Annotated in this window: 17 protein-coding genes; 12 read left to right on the top strand and 5 right to left on the bottom strand. The window is 69.6% G+C overall.

The window, feature by feature from the left end:
* Positions 1–156: 156 nt before the first annotated feature.
* From OV287_RS05185 to OV287_RS05155, 7 genes are all read left to right on the top strand, one after another.
* Positions 157–678, top strand: coding sequence for a YkgJ family cysteine cluster protein (locus tag OV287_RS05185; RefSeq protein WP_267532860.1), 522 nt, complete (start codon positions 157–159; stop codon positions 676–678).
* Positions 679–762: 84 nt separating this feature from the next.
* A complete protein-coding gene (locus OV287_RS05180; RefSeq protein WP_267532859.1) occupies positions 763–1,530 on the top strand; it encodes a rhomboid family intramembrane serine protease in 768 nt (255 codons plus the stop codon).
* A gap of 162 nt (positions 1,531–1,692) precedes the next feature.
* Positions 1,693–3,423, top strand: a complete 1,731-nt coding sequence (locus tag OV287_RS05175) for a hypothetical protein (RefSeq protein WP_267532858.1) — start codon at positions 1,693–1,695, stop codon at positions 3,421–3,423.
* A gap of 120 nt (positions 3,424–3,543) precedes the next feature.
* On the top strand, positions 3,544–3,930 hold the full coding sequence (locus OV287_RS05170; RefSeq protein WP_267532857.1) for a BlaI/MecI/CopY family transcriptional regulator: 387 nt from the start codon (positions 3,544–3,546) through the stop codon (positions 3,928–3,930).
* Positions 3,927–5,954 (top strand): M56 family metallopeptidase, encoded by a 2,028-nt coding sequence (locus OV287_RS05165; RefSeq protein ID WP_267532856.1) that lies wholly within the window; start codon positions 3,927–3,929, stop codon positions 5,952–5,954. The genes OV287_RS05170 and OV287_RS05165 overlap by 4 nt, the downstream gene beginning before the upstream one ends.
* A gap of 89 nt (positions 5,955–6,043) precedes the next feature.
* Positions 6,044–7,732 carry an amidohydrolase gene (locus OV287_RS05160; protein ID WP_267532855.1) on the top strand — a complete coding sequence of 563 codons (1,689 nt, stop codon included), beginning with the start codon at positions 6,044–6,046 and terminating at the stop codon, positions 7,730–7,732.
* Between the two features lie 129 nt (positions 7,733–7,861).
* Positions 7,862–11,584 carry a serine/threonine-protein kinase gene (locus OV287_RS05155; RefSeq protein ID WP_267532854.1) on the top strand — a complete coding sequence of 1,241 codons (3,723 nt, stop codon included), beginning with the start codon at positions 7,862–7,864 and terminating at the stop codon, positions 11,582–11,584.
* Between the two features lie 37 nt (positions 11,585–11,621).
* Here the strand turns inward: OV287_RS05155 and OV287_RS05150 are convergent, their stop codons facing one another.
* From OV287_RS05150 to OV287_RS05140, 3 genes are all read right to left on the bottom strand, one after another.
* Positions 11,622–11,786, bottom strand: a complete 165-nt coding sequence (locus tag OV287_RS05150) for a hypothetical protein (protein ID WP_267532853.1) — start codon at positions 11,784–11,786, stop codon at positions 11,622–11,624.
* A gap of 251 nt (positions 11,787–12,037) precedes the next feature.
* Positions 12,038–13,660, bottom strand: coding sequence for a sigma 54-interacting transcriptional regulator (locus tag OV287_RS05145; protein WP_267532852.1), 1,623 nt, complete (start codon positions 13,658–13,660; stop codon positions 12,038–12,040).
* Between the two features lie 57 nt (positions 13,661–13,717).
* Complete coding sequence (locus OV287_RS05140) at positions 13,718–14,008, bottom strand: hypothetical protein (protein ID WP_267532851.1); 291 nt, start codon at positions 14,006–14,008, stop codon at positions 13,718–13,720.
* Positions 14,009–14,123: 115 nt separating this feature from the next.
* Here OV287_RS05140 and OV287_RS05135 point away from each other — a divergent pair, with 115 nt between their 5' ends.
* The 5 genes from OV287_RS05135 (at position 14,124) to OV287_RS05115 (ending at position 18,076) form a co-directional block, all read left to right on the top strand.
* The gene (locus OV287_RS05135) at positions 14,124–14,474 is read left to right on the top strand and encodes a DUF4286 family protein (protein ID WP_267532850.1); all 351 of its coding nucleotides are present in this window, start codon (positions 14,124–14,126) and stop codon (positions 14,472–14,474) included.
* A 125-nt stretch (positions 14,475–14,599) separates the two neighbouring features.
* Positions 14,600–15,007: an immunoglobulin-like domain-containing protein gene (locus tag OV287_RS05130; RefSeq protein ID WP_267532849.1), complete on the top strand. Its 408-nt coding sequence runs from the start codon at positions 14,600–14,602 to the stop codon at positions 15,005–15,007.
* Positions 15,008–15,016: 9 nt separating this feature from the next.
* Positions 15,017–15,190 carry a hypothetical protein gene (locus OV287_RS05125; protein ID WP_267532848.1) on the top strand — a complete coding sequence of 58 codons (174 nt, stop codon included), beginning with the start codon at positions 15,017–15,019 and terminating at the stop codon, positions 15,188–15,190.
* 222 nt (positions 15,191–15,412) lie between these two features.
* Positions 15,413–16,606 carry an alpha-hydroxy acid oxidase gene (locus OV287_RS05120; RefSeq protein ID WP_267532847.1) on the top strand — a complete coding sequence of 398 codons (1,194 nt, stop codon included), beginning with the start codon at positions 15,413–15,415 and terminating at the stop codon, positions 16,604–16,606.
* Between the two features lie 39 nt (positions 16,607–16,645).
* Positions 16,646–18,076 (top strand): serine hydrolase domain-containing protein, encoded by a 1,431-nt coding sequence (locus tag OV287_RS05115; RefSeq protein ID WP_267532846.1) that lies wholly within the window; start codon positions 16,646–16,648, stop codon positions 18,074–18,076.
* A gap of 166 nt (positions 18,077–18,242) precedes the next feature.
* On the opposite strand, the gene OV287_RS05110 is transcribed toward OV287_RS05115, so the two are convergent.
* Together OV287_RS05110 and OV287_RS05105 are read right to left on the bottom strand one after the other, a co-directional pair.
* Positions 18,243–18,683, bottom strand: coding sequence for an organic hydroperoxide resistance protein (locus OV287_RS05110; protein ID WP_267532845.1), 441 nt, complete (start codon positions 18,681–18,683; stop codon positions 18,243–18,245).
* 109 nt (positions 18,684–18,792) lie between these two features.
* Positions 18,793–19,656 (bottom strand): SDR family oxidoreductase, encoded by an 864-nt coding sequence (locus OV287_RS05105; RefSeq protein ID WP_267532844.1) that lies wholly within the window; start codon positions 19,654–19,656, stop codon positions 18,793–18,795.
* Positions 19,657–19,660: the final 4 nt, after the last annotated feature.

The raw sequence follows: 19,660 nt of genomic DNA, 5'->3' as shown, positions 1-19,660 counted from the left end.
GTAGATTTGAACCACGAGCCCTCGCTCGCGCCAAGTCACCGCAGGTGAACGCATCCAGGTGGCAAACACTATTCAGCCAACCTGCAACCCAGCAGCTTGCCTGCAACCCATCCGGGAGGCCATGGAAGCGTCGCGCCCGGGTAGAGTGACGCCTCCATGAAGGACGGGCCCATCCGCCGTGCCATCAAACGGCTAGCGCTGATGCGCTACACCATCGACCTGTGGCTCACGCGCCTGCTGCTGCGGGCCCGGGGAGAGCCGCGCTACCGGCTGACGGGAGCCTGCAACGGCTGCGGCCGCTGCTGCGAGACGCCCGTCATCCCGGTGAGCCGGCCCGTCTTCTTCCTACGCTCGCTGCGCTGGCTCACGCTGACGTGGCACCGGGTCATCAACGGCTTCGAGTACGTGAGCGACGACCGGCGGGCCAGGCTCCTCGTCTTCCGCTGCACGCACTACGATCCGGTGACGAAGCAGTGCGACGCCTACGACAGCCGGCCGGGCATGTGCCGGGACTACCCGCGAAACCTCGTCTACTCGGCGCTGCCGGAGTTCTTCCCCGAGTGCGGCTACTCGGCCTCGTACAAGAAGGGCGCGCAGCTCCGGCAGGCGCTGCTGAAGGCCAACCTCCCGCCGGAGAAGTACGAGGAACTGGTGCGCAAGCTGCACATCAAGGAGTGAGCCGGAACGTCCGTCCGCCGCCATACACGTGGGACGCGACTCCCCTGCCCCACCCCCTCGCCGTGGACATCTTGGAGCCGCCCGATGATTCCCCTCAGCGACGACAACCCCACACTCCGCACGCCGATCGTCACCTACCTGCTGCTCGGTGCCATCGGGGCCACCTGGGTCTTCGTGCAGGGCGCCGGCCTGGACGCGAAAGTCCTGTCCGCCAGCGTATGCAACCTCGGGCTCGTCCCAGGAGAGCTCACCGGGCTGGCCCCCCCAGGCCTCGCGGTGCCTCTCGGACCGGGGCTGGACTGCGTCGTCGGCAACGAGGCGATCAACCGCTTCACGCCCATCACCTCCATGTTCCTCCACGCGGGCTGGGGCCACATCCTGGGCAACTGCCTCTTCTTCTGGGTGTTCGGCAACAACGTCGAGGACAGCATGGGCCGGCTGCGCTTCCTCCTCTTCTACCTGGTGTGCGGCCTGGCGGCGGCGGCGGCACAGGTGGTGGTGGACCCGGCCTCGCCCATCCCCGTGGTAGGAGCCTCGGGCGCCATCTCCGGAGTGATGGGTGCCTACCTCATCCTCTACCCGCGGGTACGGGTGAACATGCTCTTCATCATCTTCATCATCATCCGCGTCATCCCCCTGCCCGCCTGGGTGGTGCTGCTGTGGTGGTTCGGCATCCAGGTCATCACCGGCCTGCCCCAGCTCAACCAGCTCAAGCCCGAGGGAGGTGTCGCCGTGTGGGCCCACGTAGGTGGCTTCATCGCGGGGTTGGTGCTGGTGAAACTCTTCGAGAATCGTGCGCTCACCTCCCAGCGCACCGGGTGGCGGCACCGGCTGCATCCGGACCATCCGTGAAGACGGGGTGAAAGGGGGAGGCGGCGTCGGGAACAGCGGCGCCGGGGCGTCGGTTGGGGTGCGCGTCAGGGGCACGAGGTTTGCTCTAGGACTCGGCAGGGCTTCGAACCGCGGCCCGGGGGACTCGGCTCCCTCGGAAGCCGCTCATGAGGGTGTGGCACGATGCGTTGGGGGAGGACGTTCCGGTCTTGCATTCCGCGGCATCCAGCGCTCGCGCTGACGCTGCTGGTCCTGTTGCTGCTGGACTCGCCCCAGAGCGCGTCCGCCCAGTCCGAGACGGATCCTTTGATTCCCAACGGCTCCCAGACTCTCACGCTGCGTGTGCCTCCCCTCCAGACGGTGAACGAGGAGGAGGTGCTGCGCGTCACCGTGGAGCTCGAGGGCGCGCGGGGAGACACCCGCATCTTCGTGGATGGGCTGCCCCCCGGGGCCCGCTGGGATGAGCCCTCTCGCACGCTCACCTTCCAGCCGGACTTCATCCAGGGCGGGTGGCGCCACGAGGTGACCTTCACCGCTCGGGACAGCCAGAGCACGGCCACGGCGCGGATGACGATCGCCGTGCGCGACACCGTGCGCCCGCCCGAGCCGCGCATCCTCCAGAGCGAGGAGCTGCACGGCACGCTGCGCCTGACGCTGGAGCAGCCCACGGACGCGTGGCTGGACAGCCCCGGGTATGCCGGGCGCACCTTCCCCGCGGTGGTGTCGGTGCCGCTGTCGGCCTCGGCTGGCTACCCCATGCCGGTGACGGTGCGCCTGCACGGCGTGGGCAACTGGCCGCCCCAGGCCCAGGTGTCCCCGGACCGCTTCGTCATCGAGCCGAGCGATCCAAACCTCACGTACTGGTGGGGCTACTCCGCGAGCCTGCCCCGGAGCTCGGCCATGGCCAGCGCCGTGCCGCCGTACACCGTGCGCCGGGTGCTGGCGCTGCTGGAGTGGGTGCTGCGCAGCTACCCGGGAGCCGACCCCGAGCGCGTCTTCGTGGAGGGAGACTCCATGGGCGGCGCGGGCGCGCTGGCGCTCGGCCTGCTGGAGGCGCGGCACTTCGCGGGGGTGTTCGCCAAGCATGCGCAGCCGGTGGCGCGGTCCCACCGCCCCTGGCGGCTGGCACAGCTCGCCTCGTTGTGGGGCATGCCCGAGGAGGAAGTGCCGGACGCGGACGGCCTGGGCGTCTGGAGCCGCCTGGACCTGACGAGGGCCCTGCGCGACGAGTCCGGGGCCCGTTCGCAGTTCCTCTTCCTGGAGCACGGCAAGGATGACCCCATCATCCACTTCGGCTCCGTGGTGGGGCCCAGCAGCCTCACCGGCGTTTCCTTCTACGAGATGCTGCAGACGCAGCACATCGGCCACGTCGCCGTTTGGGACGAGGGCGGACACGTCGAGTCAGACCCCTGGCTGGGCCCGCCCTGGTGGACCCGGGGCTGGAACCCTCGCTCGGACGAGCAGACGCTGCTGCGGCGCGACCTGGCCTTCCCGGCCTTCAGCCGCTCCTCGTGGGACGGACACCCGGGCAGCGCGAGCAACGGACGCCAACCCTGGCGCAACGACTCCGGCTACGCGGGAGACCCGAAGGTGGCCGGTGACACGGGCTGGGATGGAGACGTGGCGGGCATGCTCAACCGCTCGCTGCGCTGGGACACCCGCCAGCTGGTGGACACGCACGGGCGCTTCGCGCTGCCGCTGCGCGCGGTGATTGGCCCCGGCGTCACCGAGCCGCCCGTGGTGGACGTGACGCCTCGGCGCGTGCAGCGCTTCCGGTGCCTGCCCGGCGAGCGCATCCGCTGGACCTTCGGCTCCGCCAGCGGCACCGTCGCCGCCGCCGCGGACGGCAGCGTCACCGTGCCCCGCCTGCGCCTGGGCGGGGACTGGACGCAGCTCGTGCTCGAGCGCACCTGAGCCCCTCCCCCAGCCCTCCTTCCCCCCACCGGACGGAGCGGCGCCCCATCGACTTGACTACAACCGTAGTCACGGCTACCTTGCTTCGTGACGACACTTGTAGTCACGCGGATGGAGCGCATGAAGAAGCCGGTGGGAGACCAGGAGCTGGTGGTGCTGCGCTGGGTGGCGGAGCACGGCCCCGCGACCGTGGGTGAGGTGGCGGAGAAGTTCGGCGAGCCGCAGGGGCTGGCGCGCTCGACCATCCTCACGGTGATGGAGCGGCTGCGCAGCAAGGGGCACCTCACGCGGCACAAGGTGGAGGGCGTCTACCAGTACAGCTCGAGCGTGCCGCTGGCGGAGCTGCTGCGGGGCGTGGTGGGGGACTTCGTGCAGAAGTCGCTGGCGGGCTCGCTGTCGCCCTTCGCCACGTGGCTGTCCCAGGCCGATGAGGTCAGTGACGAGGAGCTGCGCCAGCTGGAGGAAGCCGTGGCCCGGCTCAAGTCGAAGAAGGAGGGGGAGGAATGAGCGCCATGGACGTGCACACGGTGATGGAGCACGGGCTCGGTGTGCTGCGGACGCTGCTGCAGGTGACGTGGCAGGGAGCACTCTGGGCGCTGGTGGTGTGGGCCATTACGCGCCTGCTGCCGAAGCTCCCCGCTTCCGTGCGGACCACCCTCTGGTGGCTCGTGGGGCTCAAGTGCCTGGTGGGGCTGTGCATGCCCGGAGCGGTGCGCCTGCCGCTGCTGCCCGCGTCCGAGGTGCCCGTGGCCATCGTGAAGACGGAGGCCCCCGCCGTGGCCCTCGAGGGCACGAGGCCCATGGCCAGCAACAAGGGGGGCACGCCTACTCCAGAAGTGCACGCACCCGAGGCTCGCGAGACGCGCAGGGACTGGCGGCCGCTGCTGCTGGGAGCGCTGCTCCTGTGGCTCGGGGGCATTGCATGGCAGGGCCGCGAGCTGCTTCGGGGGCTCGTGCAGCTTCGCCGCATCCGGCGTGAGGCCCGGCCCCTGGAGGAGTCCACCCTGCAACAGGCGGCGGAGGTCCTCGGGCGCGAGCTGGGCCTCACACGCATCCCCCGGCTGCTCGTCTCCGAGCACGCGCCCAGCCCGCTCGCGATGGGCCTGCTGCGCCCCGAGGTCATCTTCCCGCGCCGAGCGCTGGAGACGCTGTCCCCGCTGGAGCAGCGCATGGCGCTGGCACACGAGCTCGCCCACGTGCGGCGCGGGGACCTGTGGCTCGGCTGGGTGCCGGCGCTCGCGCAGGTGGCCTTCTTCTTCCATCCACTCGTGCGGCGGGCGTGCCGTGAGTACGCGCTCGCCCGAGAGGAGGCCTGTGACGCCGCCGCGCTCCAGGCCACCGGTGCCGCGCCCCGCGAGTACGGGCGGCTGCTCCTCGTCTTTGGTGTCGCCCGCGCTCCGGCTGCCGCGGCGATGCCTGGTGCCTCGTCACACCTCGCAGCCCTGAAACGGAGAATCGCCATGCTGGAACACGCGAGTACTGATTCGAAGCAGCGCCGTCAGTGGATTCGCTGGACCCTGGGAGGACTCGCCGTGGTGGCACTCGTCCCCTTCCAGGTGGTGGCCCGGGAGACGCCCGCCACCGCCACCGCCGCGCCCCCGGTCGCCCTGGCGCCGGCCGCGGTCACTCCGCCCGCCGTGCCCGTGAAGCCCTCGGAGCCCGCCCTGGCCATCCCCGCGAAGGCTCCGGCCGCCCTGCCCCGACTCGCCCTCGCGGCGCCCCCGGCCGCCCCGCCGAAGCCCCCCGCTGCCCCGAGCACGCAGGTCATCGACGTCCAGGGGGACGAGGACGAGGACCTGTTCTCCTATGTCCTCCTGCGCTCGTCCGACAGCGCGTCGATGTCCGGCTCGATGCGCGACCTGCGCCGGGCCCGCGCCCTCGCGGCGGGTGGGAACCAGCCCCTCCTTTATATGCGCCAGGATGAGCAGGAGTACCTCATCCGGGATGCGGCGACGCTGAAGACCTTCGAGAGCCTCTTCGCGCCCATGGAGGAGATCGGCAAGAAGCAGCAGGAGCTGGGCAAGAAGCAGGAGGAGATTGGCCGGAAGATGTCGGAGCTCGGAAACAAGCAGTCCGGAGTCGGCGACAAGCAGTCGGAGGTCGGCGAGCGGATGGGCGCGCTCGGGAAGAAGCAGGGCGAGCTCGGCGAGAAGATGGGGGAGATCGGGCTGAAGCTGGCGGAGGTCTCCCTCGCGCAGCGCCGCTACGAGCGGGAGCACGACAAGGAGTCCCCGGAGCTCGAGCGCCAGGAGGAGCAACTGGAGCGCGAGCAGGACGCCCTCGAGAAGCAGATGGACGAGCTCGGCCGGCAGATGGATGCGCTCGGCGACGAGATGGACAAGCACAACGAGCCGATGGAGGAGTTCGGCCGGCAGATGGATGCGCTCGGCAAGGAGATGGAGAAGTACAGCGAGCCGATGGAGGAGCTCGGCGAGCAGATGGAGAAGGCCAACCGCGAGGCCCAGCAGAAGGCGCGGGCCCTCCTGGATGACGCGGTGCGGAAGGGGGTGGCCGAGCCCGTCAAGCGCTAGCAGTCCCCACGCATTTCCCAGTCACGCGCGAGTGCGCCAGAGTGCAGCGCCACCGACCCCGGCAACCGGGGCAGTCTGAAAGGTGAGCGATGCACGGTATGAAGTCCCTCCTTGGCGCGGTGCTCCTCGTCGCGTGCGTGGCCGGATGTGCCCGGCACTCGCCGGAGACGCAGCAGGCCTCCTCTTTTTCCACCACCACCGTGTATGTGGCGCGGCGCGTGCGGACGCTCGATGCGGAGCGACCCATGGCCGAAGCGCTCTCCGTGCGCGCGGGGAAGGTGCTCGCGGTGGGCACCCGAGACGAGGTGCTCGCCGCGGCAGGAGCGGGAGCGCGGGTGGTGGACCTGGGAGACGCAACGGTGGTGCCCGGCCTCATCGACGCGCACGGGCACCTGGCGGGCCTCGGCGGCAGTCTCGCCGGGGTGCGGCTGGAGGGCACGGCTTCGCGTGACGAAGTGCTGTCGCGCGTGGCCTCCGCTCCCACCACGGCCTGGCAGGGGGACTGGCTGATCGGCCAGGGCTGGGACCAGAACGACTGGCCGGAGAAGAGCTTCCCCGGCCGGACGGAGCTGGATGCGAAGCTGCCGAAGACGCCCGTGGTGCTCGAGCGCATTGACGGCCACGCGCTGTGGGTGAATGGCGAGGCGCTGCGGCGCGCGAAGATTACGAAGGACACGCCGGACCCGGAGGGAGGCCGCATCCTGCGCGGTCCGGACGGCGAGCCCACGGGCATCCTCGTGGACAACGCGATGAACCTGGTGACCGCGGTGCTGCCGCCGCTCACGGGCGCGCAGCACGAGGCACAGCTCGCCGCGGCACTCGCACGCTGCGCCGAGGTGGGGCTGACGGGCGTGCACGACGCGGGCATGGATCTGCGCACCTTCCGGCTGCTGCAGCGCTGGGACAAGGAGGGCCGGCTGCCGGTGCGCGTCTACGTGATGGCGGATGGCATGGGAGTGGCCCGCGAGACGTACCTGCGCGACGGCCCCTTCCAGGGCCGGATGCTGACGCTGCGCTCGGTGAAGCTGAGCATGGACGGGGCGCTGGGGAGCCGGGGCGCGGCGCTGCACGCACCGTACAGCGACGAGCCGGGCCACCGCGGGCTGCTGCTGCTGACGCCCGAGGAGTATGAGGCGCGGGCGAAGGCCTTCATGGCGCGCGGCTTCCAGGTGGCCACGCACGCGATTGGAGACCGGGCGAACACGCTGGTGCTGGAGACGCTGCTGCGCCAGGCCGAGGCCACCGGGACGCGCCACCTGCGGCACCGGGTGGAGCACGCGCAGGTGATGCGGCTGGAGGACATCGTCCGGATGGGCCAGGCCGGCTTCGTGGCGAGCATGCAGCCCACACACGCGACGAGCGACATGCCCTGGGCGGAGACGCGCGTGGGGCCCGAGCGCATCCAGGGTGCGTACGCGTGGCGCAAGCTGAAGGAGTCGGGGGCGCCGCTGGCGTTTGGCAGCGACTTCCCGGTGGAGCGTCCGGACGTGCTGCTGGGGCTGTATGCGGCGCGCACGCGGCAGGACGCCGAGGGCCAGCCCCTCAACGGGTGGTTTCCCACGCAGCGGCTGAGCGGCGAGGAGGCCCTGGAGGGCTTCACGGTGGGCGCGGCCTACGCCGCTTTCGCGGAAAACGAGAGGGGCCGATTGAAGCCGGGCATGGACGCGGACTTCGTGGCGTTCTCGGTGGATCCGGTAGAGGCGCCCCCTGCGGAACTGCTCCAGGCCCAGGTGAAACTCACAGTGGTGGCCGGCGCCGAGGTCCACCAGGCCCGCTGAGTTACCTTTCCGACACGTCGGAGCAGGCAACCGACGTGTCGGCTCCGCCGAAGTCCTGGGAACTCCAAGGGCCGGACGTTGGCGTGTCCCTTGCTGAGGGGCCTCCATCCGCTCGGAGGTGGCGGTAACATGGCGCTCTCACGCTGGGAGTCTTCCGTGCCCGATGGGTTTGACTCGGAGCTGCGCATGGCCGTGGCCGAGGGCCTTCTCTCCAAAAAGGAGGCGGAGGCTTTGCACTCGGAGGCGCTCCGCTTGGGGCGGCCTCCGCTGGAGCTGCTCGTGGAGCAGGGGCGGCTGTCCGCGGACTCGCTCGCCTCGCTGCGCAGGGAGTACCAGGAGGAGCCGACCCGGACCTCGATACTCCCGGCGGGAGCCCCTCCGCACGACGACACCATGACGGTGAAGCCTCCCTCGCGCGAGCTGCCCGCCGTGGGGGCCATGGAGTTTCCGGTGCCTGGCTGGGAGCGCTATCAGCCCATCCGCCTGCTCGGCCAGGGCGGCATGGGCCGAGTCTTCCTCGCGCATGATCCGCGGTTGCGCCGCGACGTCGCCCTCAAGTTCGTCCGCGACGATGACCCCGACTCCGCCCGCCGCTTCGTCTTCGAGGCCCGCGCCCAGGCCCGCGTGGTGCACGAGCGCGTCTGTCAGGTGTACGAGGTCGGCGAGGTCGAGGGGAAGACGTACATCGCCATGCAGTACATCGACGGGAAGCCGTTGAACCTGCTGGCGAAGCAGCTCACCGTCGAGCAGAAGGCGATGGTGCTCCGGGACGTCGCCGAGGGCGTGCACGAGGCCCACCGCGCCGGCCTCATCCATCGGGATCTCAAGCCCTCCAACATCATGGTGGCACGCTCCCAGGACGGGAAGCTCGAGCCCTACGTGGTGGACTTCGGGCTGGCGCGCGACTGGAAGGAGGGAGTGACGGCCACCGGCTCCGTGGTGGGCACGCCCCACTACATGGCGCCCGAGCAAGCCCGGGGAGAGGTGTCGCGGCTGGACAGGCGCGCGGACGTCTACAGCCTGGGCGCCACGCTCTACCACCTGCTGACCGGCAGCCACCCCGTCCAGGGCAGCAACCACCTGGAAGTGCTCAGCAACATCTCCACCGTGGAGCCCCGGCCCCTGCGCGCGCTCGACGCGGACATCCCGGCGGATTTGGAGGCCATCGTCCTCAAGTGCCTGGAGAAGGAGCGCTCGGCCCGCTACGACTCGGCGCGCGCCCTGGCCGAGGACCTGAGCCGCTTCCTCAATGGCGAGCTGGTGCACGCACGTCCCACCGGAACCTGGTACCGCCTGCGCAAGAAGGTCCGCAAGCACCGGGCCGCCGTGGCCATGGGCTCGGGGGCGCTCGTCCTGGTGACACTCGCCCTGGGGCAGGCCGCCCTGGAGCGCAGCGAGGCCTCCGAGCGCGCGCGCCTGGCCAGTCGATTCACCGCGAAGGTGAAGGACATCGAGAGCCACGCGCTCCAGTCCCACCTGTCGCCCGCGCATGACACCCGCCCGGACCGGGAGAGCATCCGCGCGTGGATGCGCGAGCTGGAGGCCGACATGCGCGAGGCCGGCAACCTGGGCCAGGGGCCGGGCCACTACGCCCTGGGGCAGGGCTACCTCGCGCTCGGAGACACGGCGAAAGCCCGGGAGCACCTGGACGCCGCGTGGGCGCGGGGTTACCACGAGCCCCGGGCCGCCTATGCGCTGGCCCTCGTGCTGGGGAACCTCTACCAGCAACAGCTCCTGGAGGCCGAGCGCCAATACCAGCAGCTGCGCGCGAAGACGGGCCCCGGCGACACCTCTCCCCTGCAGCAACTCGAGGCCCGGAAGCGTGAGCTCGAGCGTCACTTCAGGGACCCGGCCCTGGGCTTCCTCCGGCGGAGCGAGGGCGCGCCCGTGCCGCCCGACTACGTGGCGGCGCTGATCGCCTTCTTCGAGGGACGCCACGATGAGGCCCTGGCGCGCCTGGACGCGCTGGGCAACGGGCCTCCCGGTTTCTACGCGGCCCCCATGCTCCGGGGAGACATCTTCCTGGCGTCGGCCACCCGGCATTGGAGCCAGGGCAGGTACGAGCAGGCCCGGGCCGCTTTTGGCGCCAGCCGCCGGAGCTACGAGCGGGCCGCGGACATCGGCCGGAGCGACCCGGCCGTCCACCATGCGCTGGCGCAGCTCGAGCGCGCCGAGCTGGAGATGGAGCTGTATGGACAGGGGAACATCGAGCCCCCCCTGCAGCGCGGTCTCCAGGCAGTGGCTCGCGCGCTCACGGTGGCGCCCGATCATTACGAATCCCGCGTCCTGGAGGCGCGCTTCCACCGCCGTCTGGCGGAGCACCACGCCACCCGGGGCGCGGAGGCCCGGGAGCACCTCCAGAAGGCACTGGCCGCCGCGCAGGAGGCCTGGGAGTCCGCCCCCGCGCGGCCCGAAGCGAGGCTGGAGCTGGGCGCGCTCTTCCTGCATTGGGGCCGGCTCCGCCAGAAGGACAACCTGGAGCCCTACGCGCAGCTCCAGAAGGCCGCCGAGCTCCTCGAGGGAATCGCCCCGGAGGATCAGGATGGCGAGGTCCACCTGATGCGCGGGCTCGTCTACATGACGTGGGCGAAGCACCAGCAGCAGAGCGGCCTGGACTCCCTGCCCATGCTCGGCAGGGCGATCGACGCCTTCCGCCTGGCCATCCGGCTGGACGAGAGCCAGTTGCACGCCCGGATCGACCTCGTGAACGCGTACCTCCTGCGCGCCTCGCTTCCGCGCGGCCCGGAGCCGGAGGGAGACCTGGAGCAGGCCGGCGGCGTGCTGGACGAGGTCCGGACGCGCAATCCCCGCTACGTCCTGCGCTACTTCTACGAAGGGCAGCTCCACGAGCACCTGGCCAGGCACGTCAGGGCACGGGGCGAGGATGCCCGGCCCGAGCTGGAGAAGGCACTCGCTCGGTATCAGGAAGGGCTCGCCATCGACGCCGGGCTCACCTACCTGCTCAACGCCACGGGCCTGGTCCTGGTCCAGCTCGCCCACGAGACGTGGGACCACGGGGGCGACCCCTTCCCACGGCTCGACCAGGCCCAGCGCACCTTCGAGCGGGCCATCGCCCTGGCTCCGCGGGGTGTGAACGCCTACAACAACCTCGGCTGGGTGCATGCGCGACGCGCCACCTACCTGTCCGCCCGCGGAGAGGAACCGAGCCCCAGCGTGCATGCGGCCGAGGCAGCCTTCCAGCAGGCCATCGACCGCGCTCCAGAGCACCACACGCCCTGGGCCAATCTGAGCCTGGCCCACTACACCCGGGCGGCTTTCGAGTTGGAGCACGAACGCGACCCACGCAGGAGCCTCGAGCGGGCGTCGGAGGCGGTCCTCCAGGCACTGAACCGGACTCCCAGCGATTCCGACAACTCCCTGAACCTGGGACGGGTGCGTGAGCTCCAGGCCCGGTGGAAGGCCCAGCGGGGACAGGCGCGCGACGAGGACTTCGAGGAAGCCGCGCGAGCCTTCCGAAGGGCTCTCGACCTGGACCCGGCCAACCAGGACTCGCGGCTGGCCTTCGGCCACTTCCATCGGGAGTGGGCCTTCTGGAAGAGGAAGAGCGGCGAGGACCCCGCGCCCGTGCTGGCCCAGGGGCTCACACTGGCCGAGGACGTGCTGCGGGCACGTCCTCGCTGGCCCCAGGCCCGGCTCCTGCGCGCGAGCCTCCTGCTGGAGCAGGCGGAGGACTCCGCCGCCGGACAACAGGGGCTCTTGAACCAGGCCCGGGAGGAGCTCACCCAGGCGCTGAAGGACAACCCCCACCTGGCGCGGGAATGGGAGCCGCGGCTCCCGCGCATGCGGCAACTGCTCGACGGCTCCCGTTCACTCGCGCGGCATGAGGACTGAGCCAGCGACGGAGCGCCGGCTCATGGCGCCCGGATGCTCACGTCCCCACGGGCGGATCATTCATCCCGCCATTGCCCGCCATGGCCATGGCGGTGGGGGCCGGGTTGAGCGACTTCTGGACCCCGTCCTGACTGAGCAGCATGTCCGTCGAGGCCTCGGGCTTCGGCTCCTCGAGCACTTCCGTCTGATTTTTCGACAGCATGGATTCCCCTCCGATTCCGCGGATTGTAGCGGGAGCTTGGGAACTTGCCGAAACCAGGGCCAAGCCCCCCTCCTCTCGTACCCTGCTTCGGCTGCGCGTGCCCTAGCAACGTGCATGCCACACCTACGAAAACGTGCGGTCAGCACACATCGTCCCCCCGAAAGGCTCGAACACGAGCGCTGGGAAGCCGTTCGACACGTCGAGAAGTGTCGAAACCCGGGCCCGGGTGCGTTGTCGACACGTCGACAGAGCTAGGAGTCGAGTCCCAGCTCGTTGATGCGGCGGCGCAGCGCCCGCTTGGAGACCTCCAGACGCCGCACCATGGCGTCCAGGTCGCCCTCGCACTCGCGGTAGCAGTGGGAGATCTCCTCCGGGGTGAGGTCTCCCGCCGTCCGGATGTTCGGGCTCTTGTCGATGAGATCGTAGATGGAGGGCCGAGGAATCCCGAGGTGGTCGGCCGCGCGCTTGAGGTCCCAGGCCTGTGCGCGCAGCACCGTGAGCAGCTCCTGCTCGGTGATGTCCGAGGGCTTGCGACGGGGCGTGGCCCTCGGCTCCGAGTCGGGCGCAACGGCCCTCGGCTCCAGCGATTCCGCGACGCGCAGGGGACGTCCAGAGGGGGTCGCACCTGAGCCCAGCTCCTTCTCGAGCTGAGGATCCACGCGGAGCTGCGGCTGGCCCCGGTTGGCGATGACGAGCTGGCGCGTGAGGTTGCGCAGCTGGCGGATGTTGCCGGGCCAGGAGTAGCGGACGAGGCGGGCCGCGAGCGCCGCGGGCAACCACGGCTCGGCCTGGGGGTCCTCGGGCTCCAGGCGCCACGCCTCTCCGAGCGCCTCGAGGGCCTCCCGGGCGAAGTGGAAGAAGAGCAGGCCGATGTCCTCGCGGCGCTCGCGCAGGGGCGGCAGACGGATTTCATAGCCGGCCAGCCGGTGCATCAGCGGCGCCTTGAAGCGCCCGTCGCGGATCTGCTCCTCGAGGTTGGCATCCGTCGCGGCAACGAGGCGCACGTTGGTGGGGATGGGGGTGTGCCCGCCCACGGGGTACATCTCCCGCGACTCCAGCACGCGCAGCAGCATCACCTGCACCTCGGGAGAGGCCTCGCCCACCTCGTCGAGGAACAGGGTGCCGCCCTGGGCGGCGCGGAAGAAGCCCTCGCGGTCGCGCGTGGCGCCGGTGAAGGCATCCTTCTTCACGCCGAAGAGCTCAGCGGTGGCCAGCTCCTTGGGGATGGCGCCCAGGTTGACGCTGACGAAACGCTCGTCGCGGCGCGTGCTGTGCTGGTGGATGGCCTGGGCCACCAGCTCCTTGCCCGTCCCCGTCTCACCGCGGATGAGCACGGGCTCCTGTAGCTCGGCGACCTTCTGGATGTGCATGCGCACGCGGCGGATGCTCGGGCTCTGCCCCACCATGCCCAGCGAGTCCTGGGGACCATCCGTCTCGGGCTCCACCAGGTGAAGCAGCAACACCACGCGCTCGGCAAGCTCCAGCGGAATGCCCGAGGCCAGCTCCTCGGGACCGAACTCCCGGCCTCCGACAATGGGCTCGCCCGCCACCACCTGCGTGCCGCCCTCCTCGACGCGCAGCCGAACCCGGCCCCCTTCCCCAGGTGCGAAGACGATGGGCTTGCGGCTCACACAGGGGTCCGCGAGCGGCGTGCCCTGGGACTCGCCGGCCCGGAGGAACTCAGGGGCCTTGCGCGACAGCGGCACCTCCCTGCCAGCGAGCAGTTCCTCCAGCAGGAGCCGCTCGCCCACCCGCTGGGTGACGGGGTGGGAGATGAGGGTCAGCGCCGGCACGAGGCGAGGCGCCCGTTCTCCGGCCCCCCGCTTCTTCGGCAGGGAGACCGTACTCTCATCATCCAACAGACCGTCACGCATGGCCCGCGAATCTACACCGCCCGGTGGCGAGGATGCGCTCCATGGACCCGGAGCGGACTACCCCTTGCTCCCGTCGCGCCCCTGCCCCTTGTCGGCCGGCGGCGTGCCCAAATCCGCGGTGAAGGACAGCGCCTGGACCCTGTCGAGTACCTCCTTCTGCGCGGCCTTCTGCTCGCGCACCACTCGCTCCAGCTCCCGGGCAATTGTCTCCAACCGATCCTCCTGCTCGTTGAGCTTCGTCACGAAGCGCTCGGCCAGCTCCCGCTGGGAAACCCCGCTCTTGAGCGAATCGACGTTGGCCCGGATGCGCTCCTGGTCTTTGAAGAGCTGCTCCCGCTCTCCGGTCAACCGCGTCTCCTCGTCAGCTCGAGAGGACGACGCGGCGGATGGGCAGGGACGGGGACATGCGCGCGGCTCCGACGAAATATGGGAGTGAAAACCCCCTCGGTGTATCAAGTCTCATATGCAAATGCGCCCATCCTCCGCGCCCCTGAAGCCGGCCCTCTACGTCGTCACCATCGAGGTCGCGCCCGGGTCCGAGCAGGCGTGGAACCGCTGGCACGAGGAGGTCCACGTCCCCGAGGTGCTGCGCCAGCCCGGCTTCCTGCGCTGCCGTAAGTGGAAGGACACCAACAACGCCCCGGACGGCTGGGGGCGCTACGTGTGCCACTACGAGCTGACGGGCCTGGAGGCCGTGGAGCGCTACGTGGCCAGTGACGCCGCGAAGCACCTGCGCGCCGAGTCGGACAAACACTTCGGCTACGTGACGCGACCCTCACGCGCCGTGCTCACCGAGGTGGCCAGCTTCGGTTGAGATAACCGAGTCGAGGAGACACTTGCGCTCTCCGGCCCTCACTCCTGCTGGCTCTCCCCCTGCGTTCTCCGTATCATCCTGGCCACGAGGCTCGGGCCGGCGGGCAGCGATGGGGAGTAGGCAATATGTCTCGTTGGAACATGCTTCTTGGCGGTGCGGTGCTCTGGCTGTCGGCCTGTGGTGCGCCCCTGGAGGGGCAGGCGGTCCTGAGGACAGACCAGGAACACTACGCACCCGGCTCCGAGCTGAAGCTTCAGCTCCAGAACGTGTCGCTCCAGTCACTCGGTTACAATCTCTGCTTCGCCACGCTGCAGCGTCAGGCGGAAGAGACCTGGACGGAGGTTCCGCGCCCCGACGGCACGGTCTGCGCGGCGTACCAGGACCGTCTGCTGCCCGGCAAAAGCTCCGAGGAGCTCCAACCCCTCGATGCGAGCCTCCCGGAGGGAACGTATCGCTACGTCATCAGTGTGGAATGGGATGATGAGCGAGAGGCGGTCGTGTCCAACTCCTTCAGCGTGGCGCACGTGAACTAGACCCGCCCCATGTCTGGCTACTTGTTCACCTCGAAGCATCACGGCCTGGACGTCGAGGTCGATCTGTCCTCGCAGGTCCTCGAGCTCGAGGTGGACGAGCAGGAGTCCTTCTTGGCCCTCTTGGGGGCAACGCCACCGGCGACAGCGGCGCGTCATCAAGGGAGCAGCGGGCAAAGACACTGAGCTCGAGGTTCTGGACACCTCGAGCCCCATTGAGCCCTACCTGCACCCGACACTGCCCGGCATCCAGTGTGAATGGGCATGGGCACCGGCAACGGCCTTCGCGCTCAAGGCCAAGGCCTTCGATCAACCCGCCTGCCCGCCTGCCCTCCGTCCCCCTAGATTTGCCGACTCACCGGCTTTCGCTGGTATCCTGCTGGCGTCGCGTCCACGGAAGCCCCCAACATGATCATCAATCTCGAAGACCTTCGACAGCGAGCTCGCCGCCGGCTTCCCCGAACCATCTTCGACTACGTAGAGGGAGGCGCTGAGGACGAGTACACCGTGAACGCCAACCGGCGCGGCTTCGAGCGCTACCTCTTCCGCGCGCGCACGCTGGTAGACGTCAGCGCGAGGGACCAGTCGACCACGCTGCTGGGCGAGAAGCTGTCCACGCCCATCATCCTGGGGCCGACCGGACTCGCGGGGCTGGTGGCACCCTGGGGCGAGGTGCTCGCCGCGAAGGCCGCGGCCAACCGGGGCAGCCTCTTCACGCTGAGCACCATGTCCATCTGCACCATCGAGGAGGTGGCCGCCGCGGCGCCCTCTCCCCTGTGGTTCCAGCTCTACGTCTGGAAGGACCGGGGCGTCACGCGCTCGCTGGTCGAGCGGGCCCGAGCGGCCGGCTACCGCGCGCTCTGCCTCACGGTGGACGTCCAGGAGATGGGCAACCGGGAGCGGGACCGGCGCAATGGCTTCACCCTCCCGCCTCGCGTCACCTTCACCAACCTCTTGGATGTCTTCCGGCACCTCGGCTGGGTGCTGCGGATGTCATCCAGTCCCCGCGCCACCTTCGGCAACTTCATCGAGACCGGTGACTTGGCCAAGAAGGACGCCGTCTCCGTCGCGGGCTTCACCAACAAGCAGTTCGATCCTTCCGTCTCCTGGAAGGACATCGAGTGGCTGCGCTCCATCTGGTCGGGGCCGCTGGTCCTCAAGGGCATCACCTGCGCCGAGGACGCCCGGCTGGCGGTGGAGCACGGCGTGCAGGCCATCATCGTGTCCAATCACGGTGGCCGGCAGCTCGACTTCCTCCCGGCGGGCACCGACGTCCTGCCCGAGGTCGTCGATGCGGTGCAGGGCCGCGCCGAGGTCGTCCTGGACGGTGGCATCCGCCGCGGCTCCGACGTGGTCAAGGCCATCGCCCTGGGAGCCCGGGCTTGCATGATCGGCCGGCCCTTCCTCTACGGGCTGGCCGCGGACGGACAGGCCGGCGTGGAGCTCACCCTGGACATCCTCTCCAAGGAGATCGATCGGACCCTCGCCCTGCTCGGCCGGCCCCGGCTGGCAGACCTCGACCGGTCCGCGCTCCGAATGGAGCCGCAACCCGCCGCCGAGCCTCGCGCCCCTGCCCTGCGCGTTCTCGACGGGGCGGCCTGAGACCGGGGCTGGAATAACGGGGGTGGTAGTGTCCGCGGGATGCCAACCAGGAGTCCCCACCTGCGCCCCTCATCCCGCCCTCTAGCGATCTCCGCTGTCCTCCTGTTGCTGGGGCTCGCCGCCGTTCCCACTGCCGCCGCACAAGGCTCGATCCAGAAACGGGTCGACACCTTCGTGCGTGAGGAGATGGAGCGCCAGAAGGTGCCCGGTGTCGCCATCGGCATCGTGCGGCAGGGAAAGGTCGTGCTGGCCAAGGGATACGGCTTCGCCAACCTCGAGCATCAAGTCCCGGTGCGCCCCGAGACCATCTTCCAGTCCGGGTCCGTGGGAAAGCAGTTCACCGCCATGGCGGTGATGCTGCAGGTGGAGGCGGGCAAGCTCTCGCTGTCCGATCCCCTGACGAAGTTCTTTCCCGAGGCCCCCGCTACGTGGAGTGGCATCACCGTGCGCCACCTGCTGACGCACACCTCTGGCATGCCCGATCTCGAGGGCACGCTCGACTACCGCAAGGACTACACCGATGAGGAGCTCGCGCGCTTCTGCTACGCGCTGCCCCTCGAGTTCCCCCCCGGCTCTCGCTGGAGCTACAGCAACAGCGGCTATGTCCTGCTGGGAATCATCGTGAACCGTGTTGCCGGCACCTTCTATGGCGACATCCTCCGCGAGAAGGTCTTCAAGCCCGCGGGCATGACGACGGCGCGGACCATCAACGAGGAGGATGTGATTCCCCACCGCGCGGCCGGCTACCGCCTGGTCAAGGGTGAGGTGAAGAACCAGGAGTGGGTCTCGCCCTCGCTCAACACCACGGGAGACGGCTCGCTCTACCTCTCCTTGAAGGACATGATCGCCTGGGATGCCGCGGTCCAGGCCCGCGCCATCCTCACCCCGGCGAGCTGGCAGGAGATCCTGACGCCCGTGAAGCTCTCCAGCGGCGCCACCTATCCGTATGGCTTCGGGTGGGCGATCGACGAGCGCGGTGGCAAGCCGGCGCACCAGCACGGAGGCGCATGGCAGGGCTTCACGACGCACTACTCTCGATTCCTCGGAGACTCCCTCTCCATCATCGTGCTGACCAACTCCGCCAACGGGAGGCCCTCCCGCTTCACGGACGGCATCGCCACGATGATGAACCCCGCGCTCGCCTCGCCGATCTCCAAGCCCATCACGGACGCGGAGCCCCAGGTCACCGAGAAGCTGGCGGCGCTGCTCGAGAAGGTGCGGAGCGGGGCGCTCACGCCGGCCGACTTCGCGTACCTGCGAAAGGGATTCTTCCCGGAAGGCGCCAAGGCATATCAGGAGATGCTCAGCACCCTGGAGCCCGCGGGGAAGCTGGTGCTGGTCCAGCGGCGCACCCTGGGCGATGACCGGCTCTACACGTACGAGGTGCCGTTCGGGACCAGGACCTTCCTCTACTCCGTGGGGCTGGCCCCGGACGAGCGGTTGACGTTCTTGGGCTTGCGGCCGAAGTAATCCCAACCCTCCGGGCCAGGGCACGGGTTCAACCCCCTGCCCACTCTGAGTGTCACGGATTGAAGAACGGGCTCGGCTACCCTCACCCCGACCCTCTCCCGACGGGAGAGGGGACATCCATCGTCGAGGTGGCAGAGCCCCCTTCCCCGCTCTAGCCCGAAGTGGCTCAGGCCGCCTCGGCCGAGAGCTTCACGTCGATGTTGCCCTGGGTGGCCAGCGAGTACGGACACACCTTGTGCGCGGCGTGCATCAGCTCATCCGCCTCGGCCTGCGAGACGCCCTCGATCTTGCCGTGCAGCACCACCGCCAGACCGAAGCCGCCCGCCTCCGTCTTCCCGATGGTCACCTTCGCCGTGATGTGCGCGTCCTTGATCTGCTTCTTCATCTTCCCGGCCACCAGCCGCAGCGCGCCCTCGAAGCAGGCCGAATAGCCCGCCGCGAAGAGCTGCTCGGGATTGGTGGAACCCGCCGTCTCAGGACCGCCCAGCGCCTTGGGCATGGTGAGCGCCATGTCGATCGTCCCGTTGTCCGAGCGGACGCGGCCGTTGCGGCCTCCGTGCGAGGTGGCGGTGGCGGTGTAGAGCGGCTGGATGGTGACAGGGGCCATGGGGAGACTCCTCTGGAGTGGACTGCGAGGTGAGCGGCCCTTCTAATCCGCTCGCCTCCCGCCCGCATGGTTTCCGGAGGAGTCCCGGCGCCTCACTGTCAGGGGCGCTTCACTTCCAAGCTGCGGCGTGCTGCCTGGCGAACGAGGCGAAGGTCATCGGCGCGCGGCCGGTAATCTTCTTCACCGCGTCCGTCACCTCGCCGGCATAGCCCGCCTTGTCGATGGCGTGCAGCTCCATCATCGCGTCCACCAACCCCGCCGGCATGCCCATGTCGAGCATGGCCTTCTGCGCGGCGGCCTCCGGCACGTCCACGTAGTTCGCCTTCTTGCCGGACACCTCGCCGATGGTGGCGGCGGCCTGGCCGATGGTGAAGGCCTCGGGGCCGGTGAGGTTGTAGGCCTTGTTCTCGTGAGCGCTCGAGGTCAGCGCGGCAACGGCCACCGCGGCGATGTCCGAGCCCGCGATGAAGCTGCACGCGCCCTGGCCCCAGGGCAGGTAGATGTTCCCGTCCTTGCCCGGGGGATAGAAGTTGATGAAGTTCTCCATGAAGTTGTTGGGCCGCAGGAAGGTGTACGTCAGCCCCGAGCCCGCGATGTAGCGCTCCAGGGTGCGGTGCCACCGGCCGAGCTGGATGCCAGGCTCGAAGTCCGCGCCCATGGCCGACAGCTTCACGATGTGCTTCACGCCCGCGGCCTTGGCGAAGTCAACGAGCCGCGCGCCCAGGTCCACCTGGTCCGGCGTGAAGGGCGTGACGAGGAAGAGCTTCTCCACGCCCGCCACGGCCTTCTGGATGAGCTCGGGCTTCGTGTACTCGAAATCGACGGGCGTCACGTTGGCGCCCTTGAGGGACTCGGCCTTGGCCGCGCTGCGGACGGCCGCGCGCACCGTCACGTCGTTGCGCCCCTTGAGCGCGGACACCACCTGAGAACCGATGGTGCCCGTGGCACCCGTCACCAGAATCGTCGTCGCCATCTCT

The sequence above is a fragment of the Archangium lansingense genome (assembly GCF_026626635.1).
Taxonomy (GTDB): Bacteria; Myxococcota; Myxococcia; order Myxococcales; family Myxococcaceae; genus Archangium; species Archangium lansingense.
Note: the sequence above shows the minus strand (reverse complement) of the source record. Positions and strands in the feature narration are given on the sequence as shown.

What these genes read in the sequence shown, in the direction of transcription:
- OV287_RS05185 (WP_267532860.1), top strand. Translation starts at nt 157, where the DNA reads ATGAAGGACGGGCCCATCCGCCGTGCCATCAAACGGCTAGCGCTGATG.
- OV287_RS05180 (WP_267532859.1), top strand. Translation starts at nt 763, where the DNA reads ATGATTCCCCTCAGCGACGACAACCCCACACTCCGCACGCCGATCGTC.
- OV287_RS05175 (WP_267532858.1), top strand. Translation starts at nt 1,693, where the DNA reads ATGCGTTGGGGGAGGACGTTCCGGTCTTGCATTCCGCGGCATCCAGCG.
- OV287_RS05170 (WP_267532857.1), top strand. Translation starts at nt 3,544, where the DNA reads ATGAAGAAGCCGGTGGGAGACCAGGAGCTGGTGGTGCTGCGCTGGGTG.
- OV287_RS05165 (WP_267532856.1), top strand. Translation starts at nt 3,927, where the DNA reads ATGAGCGCCATGGACGTGCACACGGTGATGGAGCACGGGCTCGGTGTG.
- OV287_RS05160 (WP_267532855.1), top strand. Translation starts at nt 6,044, where the DNA reads ATGCACGGTATGAAGTCCCTCCTTGGCGCGGTGCTCCTCGTCGCGTGC.
- OV287_RS05155 (WP_267532854.1), top strand. Translation starts at nt 7,862, where the DNA reads ATGGCGCTCTCACGCTGGGAGTCTTCCGTGCCCGATGGGTTTGACTCG.
- OV287_RS05150 (WP_267532853.1), bottom strand. Translation starts at nt 11,786, where the DNA reads ATGCTGTCGAAAAATCAGACGGAAGTGCTCGAGGAGCCGAAGCCCGAG.
- OV287_RS05145 (WP_267532852.1), bottom strand. Translation starts at nt 13,660, where the DNA reads ATGCGTGACGGTCTGTTGGATGATGAGAGTACGGTCTCCCTGCCGAAG.
- OV287_RS05135 (WP_267532850.1), top strand. Translation starts at nt 14,124, where the DNA reads ATGCAAATGCGCCCATCCTCCGCGCCCCTGAAGCCGGCCCTCTACGTC.
- OV287_RS05130 (WP_267532849.1), top strand. Translation starts at nt 14,600, where the DNA reads ATGTCTCGTTGGAACATGCTTCTTGGCGGTGCGGTGCTCTGGCTGTCG.
- OV287_RS05125 (WP_267532848.1), top strand. Translation starts at nt 15,017, where the DNA reads ATGTCTGGCTACTTGTTCACCTCGAAGCATCACGGCCTGGACGTCGAG.
- OV287_RS05120 (WP_267532847.1), top strand. Translation starts at nt 15,413, where the DNA reads ATGATCATCAATCTCGAAGACCTTCGACAGCGAGCTCGCCGCCGGCTT.
- OV287_RS05115 (WP_267532846.1), top strand. Translation starts at nt 16,646, where the DNA reads ATGCCAACCAGGAGTCCCCACCTGCGCCCCTCATCCCGCCCTCTAGCG.
- OV287_RS05110 (WP_267532845.1), bottom strand. Translation starts at nt 18,683, where the DNA reads ATGGCCCCTGTCACCATCCAGCCGCTCTACACCGCCACCGCCACCTCG.
- OV287_RS05105 (WP_267532844.1), bottom strand. Translation starts at nt 19,656, where the DNA reads ATGGCGACGACGATTCTGGTGACGGGTGCCACGGGCACCATCGGTTCT.